The sequence below is a fragment of the Sulfuracidifex metallicus DSM 6482 = JCM 9184 genome (genome assembly GCA_032834875.1).
In the GTDB taxonomy this organism is placed as follows: Archaea; Thermoproteota; Thermoprotei_A; order Sulfolobales; family Sulfolobaceae; genus Sulfuracidifex; species Sulfuracidifex metallicus.
On record CP135238.1, the window covers coordinates 1,501,630 to 1,520,912 of the forward strand.

General features: G+C 37.5%; 17 protein-coding genes and 2 pseudogenes. 8 read left to right on the forward strand and 11 right to left on the reverse strand.

Annotation, left to right across the window (positions count from 1 at the left end; genetic code table 11):
* Positions 1–12: 12 nt before the first annotated feature.
* Positions 13–963, forward strand: a complete 951-nt coding sequence (locus tag RQ359_RS08290) for a nucleoside hydrolase (RefSeq protein WP_156016917.1) — start codon at positions 13–15, stop codon at positions 961–963.
* Here RQ359_RS08290 and RQ359_RS08295 read toward each other — a convergent pair.
* A complete protein-coding gene (locus tag RQ359_RS08295) occupies positions 941–1,348 on the reverse strand; it encodes a Fur family transcriptional regulator (RefSeq protein ID WP_156016915.1) in 408 nt (135 codons plus the stop codon). The two genes, RQ359_RS08290 and RQ359_RS08295, sit on opposite strands and share 23 nt — an antisense overlap.
* A 174-nt stretch (positions 1,349–1,522) precedes the next feature.
* Here RQ359_RS08295 and RQ359_RS08300 point away from each other — a divergent pair, with 174 nt between their 5' ends.
* Positions 1,523–1,822, forward strand: a complete 300-nt coding sequence (locus tag RQ359_RS08300) for an MTH1187 family thiamine-binding protein (protein ID WP_054838346.1) — start codon at positions 1,523–1,525, stop codon at positions 1,820–1,822.
* Between the two features lie 3 nt (positions 1,823–1,825).
* Here RQ359_RS08300 and RQ359_RS08305 read toward each other — a convergent pair whose 3' ends face one another.
* Positions 1,826–2,635 carry a CBS domain-containing protein gene (locus RQ359_RS08305; protein WP_054838345.1) on the reverse strand — a complete coding sequence of 270 codons (810 nt, stop codon included), beginning with the start codon at positions 2,633–2,635 and terminating at the stop codon, positions 1,826–1,828.
* 212 nt (positions 2,636–2,847) lie between these two features.
* Between RQ359_RS08305 and RQ359_RS08310 the strand changes: the two genes are divergently transcribed.
* Together RQ359_RS08310 and RQ359_RS08315 are read left to right on the forward strand one after the other, a co-directional pair.
* Positions 2,848–3,312, forward strand: coding sequence for a hypothetical protein (locus tag RQ359_RS08310; RefSeq protein WP_156016913.1), 465 nt, complete (start codon positions 2,848–2,850; stop codon positions 3,310–3,312).
* 78 nt (positions 3,313–3,390) lie between these two features.
* Positions 3,391–4,185, forward strand: coding sequence for a cation diffusion facilitator family transporter (locus RQ359_RS08315; protein ID WP_156016911.1), 795 nt, complete (start codon positions 3,391–3,393; stop codon positions 4,183–4,185).
* On the opposite strand, the gene nurA is transcribed toward RQ359_RS08315, so the two are convergent.
* From nurA to RQ359_RS08340, 5 genes and pseudogenes are all read right to left on the reverse strand, one after another.
* Positions 4,157–5,158, reverse strand: a complete 1,002-nt coding sequence (gene nurA / locus RQ359_RS08320; RefSeq protein WP_156016910.1) for a DNA double-strand break repair nuclease NurA — start codon at positions 5,156–5,158, stop codon at positions 4,157–4,159. The genes RQ359_RS08315 and nurA overlap by 29 nt on opposite strands.
* A complete protein-coding gene (locus RQ359_RS08325; RefSeq protein WP_156016909.1) occupies positions 5,158–7,794 on the reverse strand; it encodes an AAA family ATPase in 2,637 nt (878 codons plus the stop codon). The genes nurA and RQ359_RS08325 overlap by 1 nt, the downstream gene beginning before the upstream one ends.
* A 1-nt stretch (position 7,795) precedes the next feature.
* The gene (mre11, locus tag RQ359_RS08330) at positions 7,796–8,923 is read right to left on the reverse strand and encodes a DNA double-strand break repair protein Mre11 (protein WP_156016908.1); all 1,128 of its coding nucleotides are present in this window, start codon (positions 8,921–8,923) and stop codon (positions 7,796–7,798) included.
* A 3-nt stretch (positions 8,924–8,926) separates the two neighbouring features.
* A pseudogene (gene herA, locus RQ359_RS08335) lies at positions 8,927–10,404 on the reverse strand (DNA double-strand break repair helicase HerA).
* Between the two features lie 112 nt (positions 10,405–10,516).
* A complete protein-coding gene (locus RQ359_RS08340; protein WP_156016906.1) occupies positions 10,517–11,080 on the reverse strand; it encodes a rubrerythrin in 564 nt (187 codons plus the stop codon).
* Between the two features lie 219 nt (positions 11,081–11,299).
* Between RQ359_RS08340 and RQ359_RS08345 the strand changes: the two genes are divergently transcribed.
* Complete coding sequence (locus tag RQ359_RS08345; RefSeq protein ID WP_457921160.1) at positions 11,300–11,707, forward strand: hypothetical protein; 408 nt, start codon at positions 11,300–11,302, stop codon at positions 11,705–11,707.
* A 151-nt stretch (positions 11,708–11,858) separates the two neighbouring features.
* A pseudogene (locus tag RQ359_RS08350) lies at positions 11,859–12,089 on the forward strand (RNA-guided endonuclease InsQ/TnpB family protein); the annotation flags it as partial.
* 143 nt (positions 12,090–12,232) lie between these two features.
* Here the strand turns inward: RQ359_RS08350 and RQ359_RS08355 are convergent.
* Together RQ359_RS08355 and RQ359_RS08360 are read right to left on the reverse strand one after the other, a co-directional pair.
* Positions 12,233–13,729, reverse strand: a complete 1,497-nt coding sequence (locus RQ359_RS08355; RefSeq protein WP_156016904.1) for an NAD(P)H-hydrate dehydratase — start codon at positions 13,727–13,729, stop codon at positions 12,233–12,235.
* Between the two features lie 98 nt (positions 13,730–13,827).
* Positions 13,828–14,271, reverse strand: coding sequence for a peroxiredoxin (locus RQ359_RS08360; RefSeq protein WP_156016902.1), 444 nt, complete (start codon positions 14,269–14,271; stop codon positions 13,828–13,830).
* Positions 14,272–14,422: 151 nt separating this feature from the next.
* Between RQ359_RS08360 and ppcA the strand changes: the two genes are divergently transcribed.
* Both ppcA and RQ359_RS08370 read left to right on the forward strand, forming a co-directional pair.
* Positions 14,423–15,958 (forward strand): phosphoenolpyruvate carboxylase, encoded by a 1,536-nt coding sequence (ppcA, locus tag RQ359_RS08365; protein ID WP_054839175.1) that lies wholly within the window; start codon positions 14,423–14,425, stop codon positions 15,956–15,958.
* A gap of 1 nt (position 15,959) precedes the next feature.
* Positions 15,960–16,766 carry a hypothetical protein gene (locus RQ359_RS08370; RefSeq protein WP_054839174.1) on the forward strand — a complete coding sequence of 269 codons (807 nt, stop codon included), beginning with the start codon at positions 15,960–15,962 and terminating at the stop codon, positions 16,764–16,766.
* A 110-nt stretch (positions 16,767–16,876) separates the two neighbouring features.
* Here the strand turns inward: RQ359_RS08370 and RQ359_RS08375 are convergent, their stop codons facing one another.
* Both RQ359_RS08375 and RQ359_RS08380 read right to left on the reverse strand, forming a co-directional pair.
* The gene (locus tag RQ359_RS08375) at positions 16,877–17,935 is read right to left on the reverse strand and encodes a DUF1641 domain-containing protein (RefSeq protein ID WP_457921161.1); all 1,059 of its coding nucleotides are present in this window, start codon (positions 17,933–17,935) and stop codon (positions 16,877–16,879) included.
* A gap of 8 nt (positions 17,936–17,943) precedes the next feature.
* Positions 17,944–19,173, reverse strand: coding sequence for an NAD(P)/FAD-dependent oxidoreductase (locus RQ359_RS08380; protein WP_054839173.1), 1,230 nt, complete (start codon positions 19,171–19,173; stop codon positions 17,944–17,946).
* Between the last annotated feature and the right edge of the window lie 110 nt (positions 19,174–19,283).

Sequence of the window (19,283 nt, forward strand, 5' to 3'; positions counted from 1 at the left end):
TGTTGAGTTTAAATGCAAGTTGATAAATACTTGTTTAGAAAGCGTGAAACTCCAACTCTAATAGACTCAGATACTGCTAGCGATGATACAACTGCAATAACCTTAGCCTCAGCTTTAACAAACCTCAAGGCTATAACAGTTGTTGCTGGCAATGTAAAATTTGAAAATGAAATAAAAAATGCAATATTTACTAAAGAGTATCTGAGTCTGAACGTTCCCATTTACGCTGGGAGCAGGCGTCCTTTGCTAGGAATATGGAGAACTGTTGAGGAAGTTCATGGTACTCATGGCATGGGCAATATTAACCAGATAGAAGTAAAAGGAAGCGTCGAAAATGAGTTCGCGTCAGACGCTATCATCTCACTTGCTAGGAAATATCAGGGAGAGCTTGAGGTTTTTGCAGTATCTCCTCTTACCAATCTGGCATTAGCCTTCTTGAAAGAACCTACTTTGCCTTCCTTAATAAAAAAGATATGGATTATGGGAGGAGCGTTCTCTCGAGGGAATACTTCTCCTCTAGCGGAATTCAACTTCTGGACTGATCCAGAATCCGCGCAGATAGTTCTCAATGCTGGTTTCGATATAACGATCGTGCCTTGGGAGGTTACAGAAGAAAGCGCTATAGTTTACGACGATGAATGGGAAGAAATAAAAAGTTTAGGAACAAGGAGATCATATCTTTTCATTAAGGCTAATGAAATAATGAGAGAATTCTCTAAATCTAAAGAAGGCTTAGACGGCAGTGTTCACCCAGACTCCCTTACCGTCTCTATTTCATATGACAATAGTATCGCAGTAAAGACATCAAAGTTCTACGTTAATGTTGAGACGTGTGGAATGTCAAGAGGAGGGATGCTTGTAGATTGGTACAATATGACAGGAAATAAGCCCAATGCAGAAATAGTGCTCAAGGCAGATAGGGAGAAATTCGTCAAATTGCTTATTTCTGTTCTTTCAGCTTAGAACACTCCGCATACACAACAATATTCAAGTTTTTCACTTCTGCACCTTTGTTTCTCATGTCATTAATAATTGATGACGCATCAACCTCCATATCAATTATTTCGTTTTTATCAACACAGTATACATTAGCATGTGGTTCTACTCTAGCTTCGTACCACTTCATTCCGTTTATCTCAAAGGAGTTGACTAGTCCAGCTTCCCTTAATGTCTCTAAGGTATTATAAACGGTTGAAAGACTTATGCTCGGTTCTGTCTTCTTTAGTTCCTCATAAATTTGTTCTCCGTTATAGTGACCCTGCTTCTGTACTATCCGCATTATTGCAAGTCTCTGCGGAGTTACCTTTAGCCCTCTCTTTCTTAATTCATTGGCGATAGCTTCACTCATACTAGTAGTTATTCTCAGTTGATAATTATTTAAAATTAATGTCGTTAAAGTTAAAAGCGCTAAATTTATTACATTGAGTATACATATAGAGAATAAATTACAATTTCTATTTTTTAATAATAAAATTCTAAGATATATTTTAAGTTTTTATATCATTGATCGTCAGTAACACACATGGCTAGATATCTAGTAGATATTTCAGTCGAGCCTATTGGGACATCATCTACAAGTCTTTCGAAATATGTGAAAATAGCATTTGAAGTCCTTAAGGAAAAGGGTTTGAAGTATTATCCAGCGCCGTCAATGACTACCATTGAGCTGGATGATATAACAACTTTAGGTTCACTGATTAAGGAAATAAACGATAGGTTGGAAAAGGAGGGTGTAAAAAGGATAGTCACCATAGTAAAGATAGATGATAGAAGGGATAAAGAGAACTCAATAGATCATAAGCTAGATGTAATAAAAAGTTAGAAATTAGAAAGATGTAGTATACATTTTTATTTCATACAAGTACTCCCTTACGCTTTCGCTGGTTAACGCCTTAACTATGTCTGATGTTGTAATTATTCCTACAGCTCTGCCGTTGTCGTTTATGACTGGGACGCTCTTTATTTTTCTCGTGGCCATCAGTTTAGCAGCAGAGGCTAGATCTTCGTCCTCATAAACAACAAATGGATCTGGATTCATTAGGTCTTCCACTTTTGTTTCACTTTTTCCTCTTAGGAACGGTGCTACAAACAGCATATCAGTAGTAGTGATTATTCCTTCAACCTTTCCTTCAGAGTCGTTAAGGATCACTCTGCCTAAGTTTCTCTCTACCATTAACCTAAATACCTCGTAAACGGATTCTGTAGTGGAGACCACAATAGGATCCTTAGTCATGTAATCCTTTACTTTATGCAGACCTCTAATCTTGCTTGCATAGAATCCAGCTAGGTCGCTCTTAATTATCATTCCGATTATCTTGCCTTCTTGGGAAGTAATGACCAACATTGGAACCTTCTTGGATTCAAATATGTTTGCTGCCTCTAGGTAATCCAGACCTTCTTTCACGGAGATGAATTCCTTTTGCATGAACTCCGAAACCCTAATTGAAGAGAAAGATCTTTTCTCTCCATGGTAATATATAAACTTTAATATATCTTTTTGCGTAACTATTCCAAGCGGTTGCCCTTTCTCATCTGACACTATAGCCTTCGGCACGTAATCCGTAATCATTACTTTAAGTGTTTGCAGTAACGTATCGTAAGGTCTAACCGTAATAGGTTCTCTAACTAGTCCCATAATAGAAACTAGCTGCGTGTGAAGCTTTTAAGTTATTGTGTACAAAAACGCAACATCATGCGTAATTTAACGAGTTAATTACTTGTTGAGCTATGGAAACTAATATTTTATTAAGGGTTATTTTTGAAAACTAATTACCACTTTAGCTATCCATGAAAGAAAGTTGTTTTTGATGAAAATCTAAAAGGGACAACAACAAAGTATTATCATAAATGGAGAATTTCACTAGGTTATCAATAGATCTTGCACTATCCTCTAGACTAAAGGAATATGATAAGTTAGTGAACGAAGGAGAAAGTAAAATGAGGAACTGTGTCTTTTACATTGATGGGGCATGTAAGAAGTTTCATAAAAATAGCAAGATTCTTACAGCATGGAAAAAAGACGGAGAGATCGTCCCTCATTCCCTTTTTTGCTACTTGTGTCCATTCTATGCATTTAGAGATGACGGAGAGAGAATAACGTTCACCATGTACGACTTATATGTTTTTTATGTAGAATTGAAAGCAAGAATAGAGAAGGACGTAATAAGGCTAGAGGAGAGGCTTGATGATATGACGTTTTCGTCTTCAGTTTTTATAAGGAGAAGGTATAATGACATGATAAACTTACTTAATGACGTACAGGAGAAAATAGATATCATAAAGACTGTGTTGAATATAACAAAGGAAATCTAAGTCATAATATTAGTAAAAATATCTTTTAGGGTATCGCTTAAATATTGTTAAAAATGATCGAAGTTATACTTTATAGTAATGGAAAAGACGAGCATAGCTTTCTTTACAGCATTCCTTTCGCTTTTTCTAGTAAACCTGATGGACTTTTCATCTCTTTCTTTGGTTGAGGTTATACACGCCGTAGGGGATTTATTTGTGGTTTTAGTTTCGACCCGTATTGTTAGAGATCTTAACTTGAGGAATGGAGGATTCACTTATGGCTTACATAGGGCGGAAGTGTTTTCCGTTATAATGAACGTAGGAATAGTACTCATAGGGTCGTTGGTTGCAGTAATCGTTTCTTTAGAGGAGGTAGAGAGTTCTCCATTTAGTTATCAATTACCTTTGATTTTAGGTTCGTTTTTAGCTGCTTTTTCGGTAATTTTAGCAAATGGTAGGTACGGTATTAAAGAGCATGCAGTCATGGATTCGATTAACTATATAGTAGGTGCTTTTGCTGGTATTGTGATTCTATTTACTAATTGGAACGTTTTAGACCCTATCATTGCAATTGTCTTAGTAATTTTTAATATTTATATATCGATTCCTATACTGAGACATTCTTATTCCATTTTAATGGAAAGGTCCCCAATAGATATGGCTAAAGTTGAGGAACAACTTAGGCAAATAGACCCTTCAGTGCATCACCTTCATGTTTGGGCTGTCTGCGACCACATTAACGCGGCTACACTTCACCTAAAAGCAAATCCCGACGATCGCCTTGAAGATCTAGAAAAAAGACGATTAAAAATAGAAAAAGTATTAAAAAAATATAATATAAACCATGTAACAGTTCAGTTCGAGATCAACGAAACTGATAAGGCCACCAGTTAACTCCAGTGTTGTTATACCTTCCAATCATGTTCATTATTCTAGTTCTGTCGCTCTTTGATACCTTAACGTCTGTGTGCGCTTTAATAAGAGGATAAGGATACCCCTTTATGGAGTCAGATGATAGTTTGTCCATTATGTTTTCTATTTCCCTATCAGTCACTCTACCGAACACGTCTACCCTAAGGATCATAGTTCCTTTATTTAATCTAATATAAAACGTCGAATATTCTCCCTTCAATCCATCTAGTTCCCTTAGGCCGCCGGTTACCTTCTCGTCTATTTGATGAATTATAGGCTTAGTATAGCCTGGCATTTGGGTGAAGAGTTCTAATATTGTCATATCAGAGTAAAAAGAATTAAACACATCAGATGATTTGCTCTTTTTGGAAATCCATAACGTACTCGCAGTTTCCTTTAGCTTGCTTATGAGTAACTTATTCTCTAACATCAAAGAATTCTTCTTTTTCTCTTCATCTTCTAGATTTAAAGAAACTATTTCCCTACTTAAAGTTGTACTTTTTATTTCATCTATTAAATAGGCATATTTTTCATCTACCTTTTTACCTATTTTCTTTCTAATGCTACCGTCCATTAAAATCAATGGGGAAGGGTTTAAGATTCCCAATTTGATTTCCATTGCCTCCATGGTAAGTCCAGTCATGTCTTTTGCATCATTACCTGGCTTGAAGGCACCAACTAAAGCCATCTTGTCTTTAGGTACAGTTTTTTCTCCGTCGTGGGTGACTGCTTCTGCATTTACTACGAATATTACTCCTGTTCTTACTTCCTTTGAGAACATCCCTCCGTCTATTGCTAAGGTTCCTTTAGGATCCGCTCCCTTAGGAAGGTATTCGATCCAGATATCCTTAATTTTTTCCTGTGTTTCCTTGCTTACTTTATCAGAGAACGCAAAAAGATCCTTCTTTATTTTAAGGTAGTTGTTGACTAGGCTGTTATATACTTCCTTAATCATTAGCTTTCACCCGGTAGCTCAATTCTAACTTTGCTTACCCCGTTTTCTTTCGTTACCCTGAAAACCACATCTGCAGCATCAAGGACTTCCTCGTCATGCGTAATGACCAGTATTTGGGGTACTACGTTATTTACGCTCTTTATTATCTCTATCAGTTTTTTCCTTCTCTCTTCATCTAAGTGAACTGTAGGTTCGTCTAATATTATAAACCCTGGGTTAGAAATTATTCTAGTGAGGGCAAGCCTAAGCGCTAGCGCTAAAGAGATTTTCTCCCCTCCGCTCAAATTATCTATAGATAGAGAATCCCCCTTAGTATTATATATCTCGATTTTGAAATCGGTTCTGATTTTAGTTCTTCCCGAGGTCACGGCTTTAATATCTACGTTCCTAAAGGCCAAATCGAACTTCCCCAATATATCGTTAAGGTTGCTTACAAGTAAAGCAATAACTGACTCTATCAAGAATTTCTTAAGCCCGCTATCACCTAAATCTTCTCTTAGTTTCTCTAATTTTTTCTCGCTGTTCTCATAAGCTTGTTTCTTAGATATTCTGTGTTCTTTTTCATGCATTTCTTTCTCCTTTTGCTCTATTTCTTTCTCTAGTTGTGTAATATTTCCCTGAAGTTCTGCCCTCTTACTGATATTATCCTCAAGTTCTTTTCTCACTTTCTCAATTCTTCTCTCCACTTCATTGTACTCTTCTTGGTTATAGTTTAATCGAGAAATACTCGCTGAGATTTCTTCAATGTCATTTTTAATCTCGCTTAACTTCTCCTTATCCTTTTTTAATACCTCTTCATACTTTTCAATATCCCTTATTTTTCTATCAATTTTATTATAATCTTCAATTTTTTCCCTTACTTGTTCCACAGTAAGTCCATTTAACTTACGCTCTACTGTCTTGAGCTTATTGCTAAGATCTTCAATGTGAATTTGAATTTCTTGCTTCTCAGATTCCATGTCCCGTATTTCCTCTTCTGTAACTTCTTTCACAGAAAGGTAAGTCCTGAACTTGGCTTCCAGCTCCTCCTTTTCTATGATTTCTTCATCTTGTCTAACAATAAATTCAAGTTTATCATAATCGTTAATTTTATTATTAATTAGGTCAAAATCTTTTTTTAGTTTCTCAAGTCTATCTATTTTAGATTTAATTTCAGATAAATTAACTTTAAGTAATTCTATTTTTCCATCCAATGAGTTTAGCTTACTTTTTAGGTCCTCTAGTTCACGCTTTAAATCTTCCTTACGTTTCTTCAGTACTATAAGCTTTGATTCCTTTTCCTGTTGAATTTTTTGCTTATGCTCCTCATCTAAATGGCTTCCACATATAGGACATGTATCAGAATCAAGTTTTTCAACTCTCCTCAAAGAATCTTCCAGTTCTCTAATTTGGCTCTCAATTCCTCCTATTTCCTTCTGTATATCATCCCTGTTTTTTCCTTTGTTTTCCCTTTCTCTTGTTAAGTCCTCTATTTCTTGTTGAAGTTTTTCAACATCAATCTGAGAAACTTCTTCTTGAGTTCTATCTAACTCTTCCTTTATTTTATCAAGTTGTCCTTTATATCTGGAAAGATCATTCAAAGCCTTTTTGTTTAACTTAAGCCTTTCCTGGATCTCCAAGTACTTGTAATAGAATGGCTCTGTTTCTTCTTTCTTCTTGAGCTTAATTCGCTTATTTTTTATTTCTTTCTCTTGATTTTCAAGCAGATTCCTTAGTTTTTCCAGGTTCTGCTTAGTTTCGGAGTAACTGTTGATTTCGCTTTCCATTTCCTTATAGCTCTTAAGGGATTCTAGCTGTTTTCTAAGCAAATCTATGTCTGAAACTAATTTAGAAAGTGACTCTATTTCTTGGTTAAGCTTCTCTACTTCTTGTCTCTTCATCGTCATTTCTTTGTTTAATTCAATGTAAGACTCTTTCCTTTTCTTTAGCTCGTCATATCTGATTCTTAACGCATTTTCCTCGGTTTTTATGGAGTCAAGGACTGCAGTTATTGCAGTTATCTCTCCTTTTTTATCATTGAGCTCCTTCCTTTTTAGTTCCAGATACTTTCTGTCATCTTCAATCTGTCTCTCAAGTTCATTAATGATTTCAAGTTCTTTCTCTACTTCTTTCATTATCGACCTTATGTAACCGTTGCTATCGGTAAGTTTATTCAGCTTATCCGCCTTTATTGTCTCTGAGAGCGTTTCTCCCAAGATATTTTCCTCCAATATGTCCATAATTTTACCTTCCCTTACGATGAAGGTGGACTTAGCTAGGTCTCCGTTCACACCTAACATGTTAACCATTTCATCTGATACCTTTCTAATCCCCCTCGCCTTTGGTATACCATCGCACACCAAAATATCATCTTCAGCTTTGCCCTTAACTGAAACGTGCCTGATTACTTCGCACGTTCTATTTCCCCATCTAAACTTCATCTTCACGGTGCCTTCCACTGCACCCTTTCTGACCAAGTCGGCTTGATTTCCTTTGTCAGCTTCCCTAAATATGGAAAAGATTATTCCCTGTATTAGGGAAGTCTTTCCTGCTCCGTTTTGTCCGATTATGACGTTTACCGCTACGTCATCGTTGAATACCACTTCTGTGCTCTCATGACTTAAAAAGTTCTTTAAATAAAGTCCCTCTATTTTCATTTCAATCCACTAAACCTACAATTTTCTTGATGGTTTTGTTCACCTTCTCTTCATTTTCAACGTCATTGATTACTTCAATAAGTAGATCTGCATCTTCCTTAGAGTAACCACGTTTAGTTAAGAATTCTCTAATAAGCTCATTGACGGTGGTAGTATTTTCAACCTTTACATTTAGCTTATCTTCCGTTTCAGATACGTTGTACTTTATAATTCTATAGTGAAGGACTACGCTTTGAAGTCTATTCATGTATTCTAACATCTGTTTTGAAGGCTTTCCGTTAATCTCAAGGTGAAGGATAGGCTTCTTTTTGTTATTTAGGGATTTCATCTTATCTATGATTTTGTTTATTTCCTGTTGGAAGTTGTCGGTATCAATAGCAATTACTTCCTGATGTCTTATGTCTAGGTTGATTGGTTGCACATTAACGTCTTTCGATAAATCTACCAAGAAGGCTCCTTTTCCTTTCTTCTCATATCCCTCAATTTCCTCCTCTCTTATAATCTCTGGAGATCCAGCAATGCCTAACATTCCATTTCCGAACTTTTGGAGCATTCTCGTATGAAAGTGACCCAACGCATAATAGTCAAATCCTGAGGGCAGATCCCCTTGGGAAATCTGCCAAGAATAAGCGTAAGGTAATATTTGTTTTATTCCTTGATGTAACATTATCACGTTTTTCGCTCCAGCCTCAGGTTTAGTGTTCCTCAATTTATCCTTTAACCCTTCGGCTATCAAAGTAGGCGTATGTTTAAAACCAATAATCTTTACCTTCACGCGGTCCTCTAGCGTTACAGAAGAATCATTGAGAAGCTTTAGACCAGCTATTTCCAATATTTTTTGTGGATATTTCTCTCCGTTCCTTTTCGGAGTGTCGTGATCCCCTGGTATATTTAAGAACATTATTCCTTTTTCAGTTAATCTTTTAATTTCAGTTAATGCATGATATATTGCATTATTTGGAGGATTTGGTTGATCGAATAAGTCGCCTGTATGAATGACCGCCTTAACTCTTTCTTCTATCGCGAGATCTATGAGATTGCTAAACGTCTCATAGACGTCACTTTCCCTTTCCTCTAATCCGTACTGCCTTTTTCCTAGATGTGTATCAGATATATGAAGTAGCTGCATTTTTTATTCACCGAATGAAGCAAACTTTGATTTCAGTTCCCTTTCCGATATCTGTTCCTTCCATTCCTTTATAAGGTCTGGATCTGCTCCGGCTAGCCTTCCTGAGAATTTATCAACCTTTATGATAGCTGGAATTCCCACAATTTTACCAATTACTATTGCTTCCCCTACATCAAGGGAAGAGAGGTGCTCAGCCAAATCTTCGCTAAGGTTATCGCTTGATTCTAGTACATATTTTTTGTCGTTAGGCTCTACTATCCTTAGAATTATCTTGTTAGTCATTTGACTTAGAATCGTATCGTCAAGTCCCTTTGGTCTTTGACTAACTATGAAAAGGCTGACTCCGAACTTTCTTCCTTCTCTAGCTATCTTCGATGCCCATCCCTTGGTTAATGTATCGTTATCTTTTGACAGGAAGATGTGAGCTTCCTCTATCACTGCTATTACTGGAAATGGAATTCCAGATCCTCCTCTCTTAACCGCCTTCCTTGAATCTAATATTTTTCGTAGATAATGCGCTGCTAAAGCGTCCATACTTTCAGGTTCCATAGGACTTAGATTTACCACATTTACTGCTTCACTTTTCAATCTTTCTCCAATATCAGGAGCAATGATATCTACTATCCCTGAGTATATGTCCTGAAACTCTTCTACCTTAGTTATAACCTCATCTTTCGTTTCCTTTTTTTCATCTTCGTTATTTTCTATTTTTTCCTCCAGCTTTGAGAAGAAATTTGAATTGGCATTAACAAGATCTATCTCTCCCTTAGTTAAAAAATCTCTGAATTCTTTTACGGTTTCACTAAAAGCCCTTCTTAGAACCCTATATTGCTTGAATGCATTAGGTCTAATCTCAAGTAAAGTGGCGAACTCCCTTGGGGTTAGTTCCAATGGGTTTAATTTAGGTTCGAGTACGTTTAAGTTCCTTATGTCGCTGTCCGAATATTCCCCATGATAATCGAAAATTAGGACGCTCCCCCTAACTCAGCTATCCTTTCGGACAGAACTGCTATCGTGTTAGACTTTCCAGATCCAGTTGCAGCTAATATGGCCAAATGTCTTGATAATGAGTTTATGGATATTTTTACTGGGACGTCAGTTCCTACCAAAGTTCCTATTCTGAGCTCGCCAGAAGAAAATATGGCATTCAGTTCGTCTCTGGTTGCTAATCTAACTACTGTGCCCGGGTAAGGAGGCAATGTAGGCAATCTACCGTTCTGATTAAGATCGCAAAGGACTTTTATTGTAGCTTTTATGTAATGGGGTATTCTTTCCTTGTTCTTAGTCATATCCTGAACCATTTCTATATCGTTTACTTGGCCATCTAGCAAAGGACTACCTCTGGTTAGCCATGTTATAAGGCCTAGAGCTTTGATATCATCGTACTCTATTACGACGTAAGTGCCAAGCCTTATATTTCCCAACGTAATCATGTACGCTTCTTGTGGTGTCGCTTCACCAATGATAAAACCTATGTCCATAAAGCCATAATAAGAAATAACATTTATTTGTATTTCGATAAATAGGAAAGTAATACCAACTACTACCCGAAAAATAGAGTGTTTAAAAATTGATAAAAATTAGCTTAAGAGCTTAAGCGCCAGCTACTTTCCTAGCGCTGTCAGCTATTTCCTTCTCCTGAGCAGCGTATGCACACAGCATAGCTTCTACGTCAGCATGTCCTTCAGCCTTAGCTGCCATTGCAACTCTGTTGTACTCATCTGTGTGTGCCTTATCCTCTGTTACTGCGAACTTTCCTAATAGCTCGGTTACTTTCCTAGCGCTGTCAGCTATTTCCTTCTCCTGAGCAGCGTATGCACACAGCATAGCTTCTACGTCAGCATGTCCTTCAGCCTTAGCTGCCATTGCAACTCTGTTGTACTCATCTGTGTGTGCCTTATCCTCTGTTACTGCGAACTTTCCTAATAGCTCGGTTACTTTCCTAGCGCTGTCAGCTATTTCCTTCTCCTGAGCAGCGTATGCACACAGCATAGCTTCTACGTCAGCATGTCCTTCAGCCTTAGCTGCCATTGCAACTCTGTTGTACTCATCTGTGTGTGCCTTATCCTCTGTTACTGCGAACTTTCCTAATAGCTCGGTTACTTTTTGGGTTTCGGATACCATTTTGGGTCTGAATCTAATCTTAGCTCCTCCCAATATATAAGCATTAGTTTGTAGACTAAGTTACATAAAAATATAATCTAGAAGTTTAAGCATACGTTTCTTACTATCTTGATACCGTTAATCTTATGGATTCATCGCAAGGCATAATAGCAGCAAATAAGGTAACGTATAGACCTTCACAGATTTTTTCCAAAAAAATTTTATTGTGTAGTACAAGTAAATAGTATGCAAAGGTTAGGTCCTAAAACTGAAATGGGTTTAAAAGAACTATTTATCGCAAATTCTGAAGATCACTTTCTCCTAAAACTGTCAGCTGGAAAGTTAGAGCAGGCGAAGAAAATAGAGGAAGCCAAAATAATTTCAGAAAAGTCTATGACCGAATTTAGACATGCAAGAGGGATTTTTGAAAAATTGGTAAGTTATTTAGGGGAAGATAAAATGCTAGAATGGTTAAAAGAAATAGAGAAAATGAAAGAGGAGAATTCAAGGGATATTTTCGTAAAATATTCTACAATATATATGTTATCTTCCTTCTTATCGGACAAGAAAGTTGAGCCGGAAGTTAAAGTTCAACTTCAGTTAAAGTCTAAAGAGTGCTTACCTAAAATACTTGACTCATATGAAAAAATATTAAATGATCCCAATGTAAAGCTTGACTAAGTGATGACTGACTTCAATACCGATATGAATGAAGAGGTAACTCGAAACTGATATTTATCTTGATGGGCTTAAGGGGGCAGAAGATCCCTTCCGAAAGATGGGGGAATGGATAACCTCACTTAAGTAATTCTTCCTTCCAAAAATGCTCTTAATGTCAACCTTAGGGTTATGCTTCCGTGCTTACACTGATGAACAAACATTGATGGTGTTAAAAGTCCAGTTGAAGTTAGCGTCAGAAGTATACAACACCCTACGCTGGGCAGACATCTATTTTCATGAAAGAGACGGAAAATGGCTCACGGAGATGGAGTTGAGACAATTAGCTCTCGACTTAAGGAAACAGGGTGAACAATACAAACAACTCTATTCCCAAACACTACAATAGATCGCAGACCGCTTCTACCACGCTTCCCTCAACATCCTGAGGAGATCGGGGTCGGAACGACCCTCATTGTGGGGCTTCGTTCTCTGCGTTGCTAGGTGAGGCTAGAAAACAGGAAGCGCTGTACGTAAGGGCAGGGTAGTTCACTCTAGAATTCTTCTGTAGGTCCTTTTTTGAAAATTACTTAATGGGTCGTTCATAGCATCTGGTATAGCTTCGATAATCTCTGAGGCTTTAAGGTGTTCTCCAAGCCTTTCATAAACGATGGAACCTGCAATTCCGTTAATGAATGCACCCATATATGACGACATAAAAGGATTTACCTTTCTTGCCATCAGCCCTGCTATTATGCCGGTTAAAACGTCTCCTGTACCTCCGACAGTCATAGCAGGATTCCCCGTTTTATTCAGTTTAAACGTAATTCCTTCACTAGCAACGTCTACGAAACCCTTAAGTAATATGTTAACGTTATATTTGTTTGATATCTCGATCACTTGTTTTATCCTTTCCTTAATTGAGGGCGATGGTTTAACTCCTGAGAAAATTTCGAACTCACCTGCATGAGGCGTGATCACGAAATTCTTGTTTAGCCTCATTCCTGCAGACGCCTTGAGTGCATCCGCGTCTAGCACAGTATGTTTGTTCATATCCATTAATAGCTTAACTATTTCTTTGGAAAACTCTCTTGTTTCTTGAGAAGTACCCATCCCTGGACCCACCACTACTGAATCAACCCTTTTTATTATCTCCTTAATATCATCTAAATTTGATTTGGAGAAATCATTTCCCTTTGTTTCAATTACTATCAAGTCAGGGGACCTTTCAGAGATTACTCTTGAAATTGACTCTGGAACCACAGCATATACAAGATCTACTCCAGTTTTAAGGGCGGCCATAGACGAAAAGTATGGAGCGCCAGAGAACTGATGGCTTCCACCAATTACCGCTACCCTCCCGTTATCTCCCTTTTTAGATCTAGGATCTCTTTTTGGCATATTAAGTAAAACGTCTCCTGGGCCCACGTATATTGAAGCTTCAAGCGGTATTCCAATTTTTCTTACTACTATGTTATTTAAGTTAGCTAAACCCCTCTTGATATCGTGAAAAGTTACAACTAGGTCAGCCCTAACGAAAACCTCGTTTACGCAGCCCTTATCAGCGTCGTAGCCTGATGGGAGATCTATAGATATTTTAAATCCCTTGCTATCATTGAAAGCTTGTATTGCACTCTTGAAGGGTTCTCTGGGTTCACCTTTTAGACCGGTTCCAAGCATCGCATCTACTAGGATATCTGCTTCAACGGGCTTTATCTGATCTCCATTTAAATTTCTAATTTTTACTGAATAGTCCATATCAATTATAGCGTTCAAATTAACTACGGCATCCTTATGTTTGTTTTCACCCAAGAGAATAACCTCTACTTCTACTCCCTCTTCTGCTAAGTGTCTTGCAACGACTAGACCGTCACCTCCCTTTCCTCCATGACCGGCAAAAATCACTGCCTTTTTCCCGGATAAATTTATCCTCTTCTTTATTTCATCTACTACAGATGAACCAGCGTTCTCCATAAGCAATAAAGTAGGTATTCCAAGTGCCTCACTATTTATTTCCAAAATTCTCATTTCCTTTGATGAAATCATGTGAAAGATATTCGAAAAGGATATATAAAAATTAAATAGTAATATAACTGCGTATTTTTTTGTTCCTCTTTTATTTTTCTCCTCTTCTTATTTCCTTCCTATCTCTTTGTCTTTATAATCTCAAGGGCCTTATCCGCGTGTTCTTCAGCTTTCTTCAACTTCTTTAGAATCTCTATTATTTTACCTTTTTCATCTATAATGAAAGTTATTCTCTGTGCACTAGTTCCTTTTTCATTTAGAACGCCATATACCTCACAAATTCTTTTTTCCTTATCAGAGACAACTGGAAACTTATTGCCATACTTTTCGGCGAATTTCTTTTGAGTGGAAATGGAATCTACACTCACGCCTATGACTTCGGCGTTGTTTTCCTTGATTTGGTCATAGATTTCACTGAATCTCTCCATTTCCCTAGTACAGCCTGGGGTAAACGACTTAGGGTAAAAGTAAAGTATCACTTTCTTTCCCCTGTAAGAGGAAAGTTTCACGTTACCTTTAGAGGATTCGGCTTCGAAATCTGGAGCTTCTTGACCAATCTCCATGGTTATGATTTTACCCTCTTCCCTTTATAAGCATCCACTCATTGAGAATGTATATGGTTACCTTGAGGAAAGAAATAAATTACTATAATGTTAATTTTATTGGTTCCTTTATGAGAAAAAGATAAAAACTAAATCAAAGATGTAGAGTGAAATGAGACTCATTCCTAGAACTATGTCAACACAGCATCCTGACAACGCCAGAGTACCAGAGTGGAGCAGAGGAGAGGCAATTGAGGGAGAGGATGAGGTAACTGAAGCTTTTCTAGCGTTTAGTAACTACAACGTTCAGGAGGTGATGTGGGACGCTGAAGGTAAGGACGTAGATACCCACGTAATAAGAAAGCTTTTTTCACGATATCCAGAATATTTCAAGAAGAGGCAAATTGGAGTTGACGTCTTTGTTACATACAGACTCCCAAATCCTAGAATAGAGGGTGCTGACAGAAAAGTATTCGCGGAAACATTGGAGAGCATACCGAATAATTTCGATATAGCTGAGAAATTCTACGGAAAGAACGCTATTCCAGTGTTTGAAGTTATTCTTCCTTTCACCACAGAGTCCATAGAGTTGATTGGAGTAGCAAAGTATTATGAAAAGGTGGTTGCCGGGAAACAAGACGTAAGACTTTGGGACGAGTTATACGTCAGAGATCTAGTGGGTGAGATACAACCTAAGACGGTTGAAGTGATTCCGTTAATAGAGGACAAAGATTCCCTAATGAAAGCAGACGAGATTGTAGGTGGTTACGTTAAAGCCATTAAGCCGGCCTACGTAAGGGTCTTTCTAGCTAGATCCGATCCAGCTATGAATTACGGTATGCTATCAGCTGTACTATCTGCAAAAGTCGCTTTAAGTAAGCTAAGCAAATTATCCAGAACCCTTAACATTAAAGTATTTCCTATAATTGGAGTGGGTTCACTTCCCTTCAGAGGAAACATGAATCCAGAAAACTACAAAAACGTAATGGAGGAATACAAAGGAGTATATACATTCACAATACAGTCGGCCTACAAGTATGATTATCCTCCGGACGTTGTTGAAAAGTCCGTATCCGATATAAATAATTCTCCAATTTTGGAGCCAGTGGAGTTAGACTCAGACGTCGAGATGTCGCTTAAGAATGTAGCTGACAACTTCACTGTATCGTATCAAGCGGTAATAGAGCCCTTGGCAGGAGTAGTGAATCAAGTTGCATCTTTGATGCCCAGACGTAGAGCTAGAAAACTTCATATAGGACTCTTTGGATACTCTAGGAGCACGGGTAAGGTAACTCTACCTAGAGCAATATCCTTTACTGGAGCATTTTACTCCATAGGGATACCTCCAGAAATAATAGGTATATCGTCACTGTCATCTATGAAGGACGCAGATGTGGAAAACGTATTTTCTCAATATAAGTTCATAAAGGATGATCTTAAACGAGCATTAAAGTACTTCAACTGGGAATCATTGGATTTACTGAAAGATGCATGGAAGATAGATGAAAAAGTGACCGCCCAAATTAAGAAGGATGCAGAATACGCAGAGAATAACCTTGGAATCAAAGTAGGCGAGGATAATTCATATGAATTTAAGAAACATAGGTTACTTAGCAGCATGTTTCTCCTTTCAGTAAAGGAGGGGGAAAACGCTGAGGCTAAACGCTTCCTTTATGAAATGGCATTAGTTAGAAAATCATTAGGATAAAATGACCAGAATATTGGTAAGTGGATTAGTTCCTTTTGATGCCGGTAAAACCACCTTTTCTTTAAAACTAATCTATCTTTTTAGCTCAATAGGAAAAAGGATATTTCCTTTCAAACCAGTAGCAGGTCACAATATCTGGTATAGTCAATATACAGTTCAGGAGTCTCTAAATCTGGGTCTTCTCATAGGGAACGATGCATTGAAATACTTTAAGGCCACAGGAATAGATCCGCGTTACATAAATCCTGTATCAATAATCTCTGTTCCAATAGACCTTGAAAAGATTAACATGGATTTTCTAGAATATGAAAAATATATGTCGAGTGACTTCTTCTTTATGATGAGAAGATCTCGTTTTCTAGGCAGTAAAATAGAAGATCATTATTATGTTTCTAAAGCTATAAGAAAAATAATAATTAATTTAGAAGATGTTAATAAGTTAATAAAAAGATTTAATCCAATTGAGATAGACGACTTGGTTCAGGCGATTCTAGATTCTCATGAAGATGTGTCAAACAGTCTCCAGAATTTTTTGGGAAAAACTGAGCATGACTGTGAAATAATAGAGTCATATAATGATGCTATATCACCAGTTAGACTATCTCATTTAGATTATCTGTTTTTATTATCTCCAGGCAAGGCCTTTTTAGTGAAAGGAGATAGACTAATAAAGGTCTTGTCAGTGATGTCTTCTCCGCCCTGGGTCATAAGATCTGGTTCTATACTCAAGTATCTAAGCCGAGATATAATACGTTCTTTTGATCTTCCTGTTGATGACTCTATTATAGATGTCATATATAGGAAATGAGATAAACGATAAAGTAGTCATCGAAGCAGAAGGTCTAAAGGATAAAAATTTTTCTAAGAAGTCCTAAAAAATAAGAAGAAAGTTATAAATAAAATACTATGTTGCCTACTTTATTGTTTCGTTTGCAATGCTATTTTGCCGTTATTGGGATCGTATAGTTTACCGATCTGTCTCAAAGCTGCGAATGCTACTCCCATTCCTCTCTGCACATCTGGATCCTTCAGTTCTCCTAAAATTGCCCACATTCCTTTTACTGGCTTTACGTTCTCTGTCTTTAAAGCTTCTCCAGTAGCACTTATTAAGTAAGTGAAGTACTTGAAGTTATTAAGATCGATTGTAGCTAAGTCCTTTGTTATTTGATTCCAATAGGTCATCAAGTTAAGTGTGAAATCATTGACTACCCCGCCTATTATCTTTCCTAAGCTTTCCTCGTCTTTTATCAGTCCTTTTATTGGATCTAATACGCCGTTCTTACTTAGGTCTTTCAGTATGTCAAGCACATTCTTTACGGCGTTAACAGTGTCTTCGTCAGCTACGACATCAACTAGGTCTATTAGGTTGTCCCACTTTTCAATCAATCCTAAAGTTCTGTCGTTCACTATAGCTCCTAGTATCTTACCAAGGTATTCCTCATCAGTAAGCATTCCTCTTATAGGATCCAAAATTCCAGTCTTCTTTAGATCTCCGAAGAAGCCTAGCAAATACTTAAGGTTAGATATGGTATCAGCGTCAGTGAACATCTCTACTAGGTCTAAAAGCTTGTTCCAATTTGTAGCTATTTCCATTGTTCTGTCGTTCACTATAGCTCCTAGTATCTTACCAAGGTATTCCTCATCAGTAAGCATTCCTCTTATAGGATCCAAAATTCCAGTCTTCTTTAGATCTCCGAAGAAGCCTAGCAAATACTTAAGGTTAGATATGGTATCAGCGTCAGTGAACATCTCTACTAGGTCTAAAAGCTTGTTCCAATTTGTAGCTATTTCCATTGTTCTGTCGTTCACTATAGCTCCTAGTATCTTACCAACGTACTCTTCGTCGTCCAGTACTCCTCTTATTACATCCAGAAGTCCTAACTTGTCAGCGCTTTGAATTATATCAAGCATTCTGTTTAGACTATCTAATTTATCTTCAGAAAGAAGTTTATCTAAAGCATCAAGTTGGGTATTCATTAAAAAAATCACCAGCTTGCGAGGAACTTTTCTAGTGCCATATCTCCTTTAGTCCACATGAAATACTTCGTGAATAGTTCTTTCTTCAAGTGGTTCATCGGTGCTGGATCAGCGACTGTTACATTTCCACCGTACCAAGTATCATCTTTGACTGCCACCGCGAATCCTTCGTAAGGATTATCAGCTACGCATACGATGGTTGGATAGTATGTATCTACTTTGGTTGGAACTCCTAATCTGTTAGCTAAGTGCTGTGCAGCTATTCTTCCAGTCATTACTGCAAGGTACCCTAACTTCGGTATTGTGAGTGAGTTGGAGTCTCCTACTGCATAGACGTTATCGTACTTTATAGAAACCATGTTTCCGTCAGTGGGTATGAATCCTCCGTCGTCTACTAGGTCAGGAGTGGAGTTCTTTAGAGCTGGGTTACCAGTATATGGTGGTAAGACTATTGTTAGATCGCTTGGTAGCTTCTTTCCATCTTCAGATATGATTTCCTTGTCAGTTATTTCCTTAATCCTAAATCCGTGAACTAAGTTTACGCCTAGCTGCTGGTATATTGACGCAACTGCCTTCCTTGATCCTACTGACAGATCCGATAGATACTCACCAGGGGAGTATACAGTCATTTTCACCTTGTTGAGCATTCCCTTTTTCATGAAGTAACCATGTAACATGAGAGACATCTCAAATACTGGTCCTTCACAAGCTGAGTCTCCTGTTGGTACGTAGTTCTCAGGAACCTTTGGCTTAGGATTATGTCCCTGGTAGAAATATCCTGAGCCAATGGTTATGTTACCTCCTTTGAAGTTATTGAGCTTTTCTCTGAGCTTTACAGCATATTCTGGCTCACATACGCTGTAACCGTACTGGTCCCAACCCTTTAGAAGCTCAGTTGCTAGATGTGCACCTATTCCTACTATTACGTAATCATAATCTTCCTCAACTATTGACCCATCAGGTCTTTTGTATACTACAGTGCTCTTTGGAGCATCGATCTTCATTACTTCTCCTTGTTGGAACTGAATTCCCTTTTCTGGCATCGCTTGACTAAGGTCAATCTTTAGCTCCTCTACGTCTCTTACCCCTATAGCAACATGAGGCAGAGCGGGTCTAAAGTAAGTGAATCTATCCTTATTTATCAGCTTGATGTCAGCCTTATTTCCAACTAATCTCTTTAATGTGTATACAGCACTTAATCCTCCAAATCTTCCTCCTAGTACAAGAACCTTTGGCATGTTTATCTAAATATATGTTCATTTAACGTACTTAATAAACCTTTTTAAAAAACTCTTTAAAGGATAGAACTTTGAGACTAATTATCTTTAAAAGTGCGTTTATGGGTGGA

Excerpts from the sequence above, each read along its gene's own strand:
- RQ359_RS08310 (WP_156016913.1), top strand. The coding sequence starts at position 2,848 with ATGGAGAATTTCACTAGGTTATCAATAGATCTTGCACTATCCTCTAGA.
- RQ359_RS08325 (WP_156016909.1), bottom strand. The coding sequence starts at position 7,794 with ATGAAAATAGAGGGACTTTATTTAAAGAACTTTTTAAGTCATGAGAGC.
- RQ359_RS08375 (WP_457921161.1), bottom strand. The coding sequence starts at position 17,935 with ATGAATACCCAACTTGATGCTTTAGATAAACTTCTTTCTGAAGATAAA.
- RQ359_RS08360 (WP_156016902.1), bottom strand. The coding sequence starts at position 14,271 with ATGGAGATTGGTCAAGAAGCTCCAGATTTCGAAGCCGAATCCTCTAAA.
- RQ359_RS08305 (WP_054838345.1), bottom strand. The coding sequence starts at position 2,635 with ATGGGACTAGTTAGAGAACCTATTACGGTTAGACCTTACGATACGTTA.
- RQ359_RS08295 (WP_156016915.1), bottom strand. The coding sequence starts at position 1,348 with ATGAGTGAAGCTATCGCCAATGAATTAAGAAAGAGAGGGCTAAAGGTA.
- ppcA (WP_054839175.1), top strand. The coding sequence starts at position 14,423 with ATGAGACTCATTCCTAGAACTATGTCAACACAGCATCCTGACAACGCC.
- RQ359_RS08300 (WP_054838346.1), top strand. The coding sequence starts at position 1,523 with ATGGCTAGATATCTAGTAGATATTTCAGTCGAGCCTATTGGGACATCA.
- nurA (WP_156016910.1), bottom strand. The coding sequence starts at position 5,158 with ATGATTAAGGAAGTATATAACAGCCTAGTCAACAACTACCTTAAAATA.
- mre11 (WP_156016908.1), bottom strand. The coding sequence starts at position 8,923 with ATGCAGCTACTTCATATATCTGATACACATCTAGGAAAAAGGCAGTAC.
- RQ359_RS08315 (WP_156016911.1), top strand. The coding sequence starts at position 3,391 with ATGGAAAAGACGAGCATAGCTTTCTTTACAGCATTCCTTTCGCTTTTT.
- RQ359_RS08355 (WP_156016904.1), bottom strand. The coding sequence starts at position 13,729 with ATGATTTCATCAAAGGAAATGAGAATTTTGGAAATAAATAGTGAGGCA.
- RQ359_RS08370 (WP_054839174.1), top strand. The coding sequence starts at position 15,960 with ATGACCAGAATATTGGTAAGTGGATTAGTTCCTTTTGATGCCGGTAAA.
- RQ359_RS08380 (WP_054839173.1), bottom strand. The coding sequence starts at position 19,173 with ATGCCAAAGGTTCTTGTACTAGGAGGAAGATTTGGAGGATTAAGTGCT.
- RQ359_RS08290 (WP_156016917.1), top strand. The coding sequence starts at position 13 with ATGCAAGTTGATAAATACTTGTTTAGAAAGCGTGAAACTCCAACTCTA.
- RQ359_RS08345 (WP_457921160.1), top strand. The coding sequence starts at position 11,300 with ATGGGTTTAAAAGAACTATTTATCGCAAATTCTGAAGATCACTTTCTC.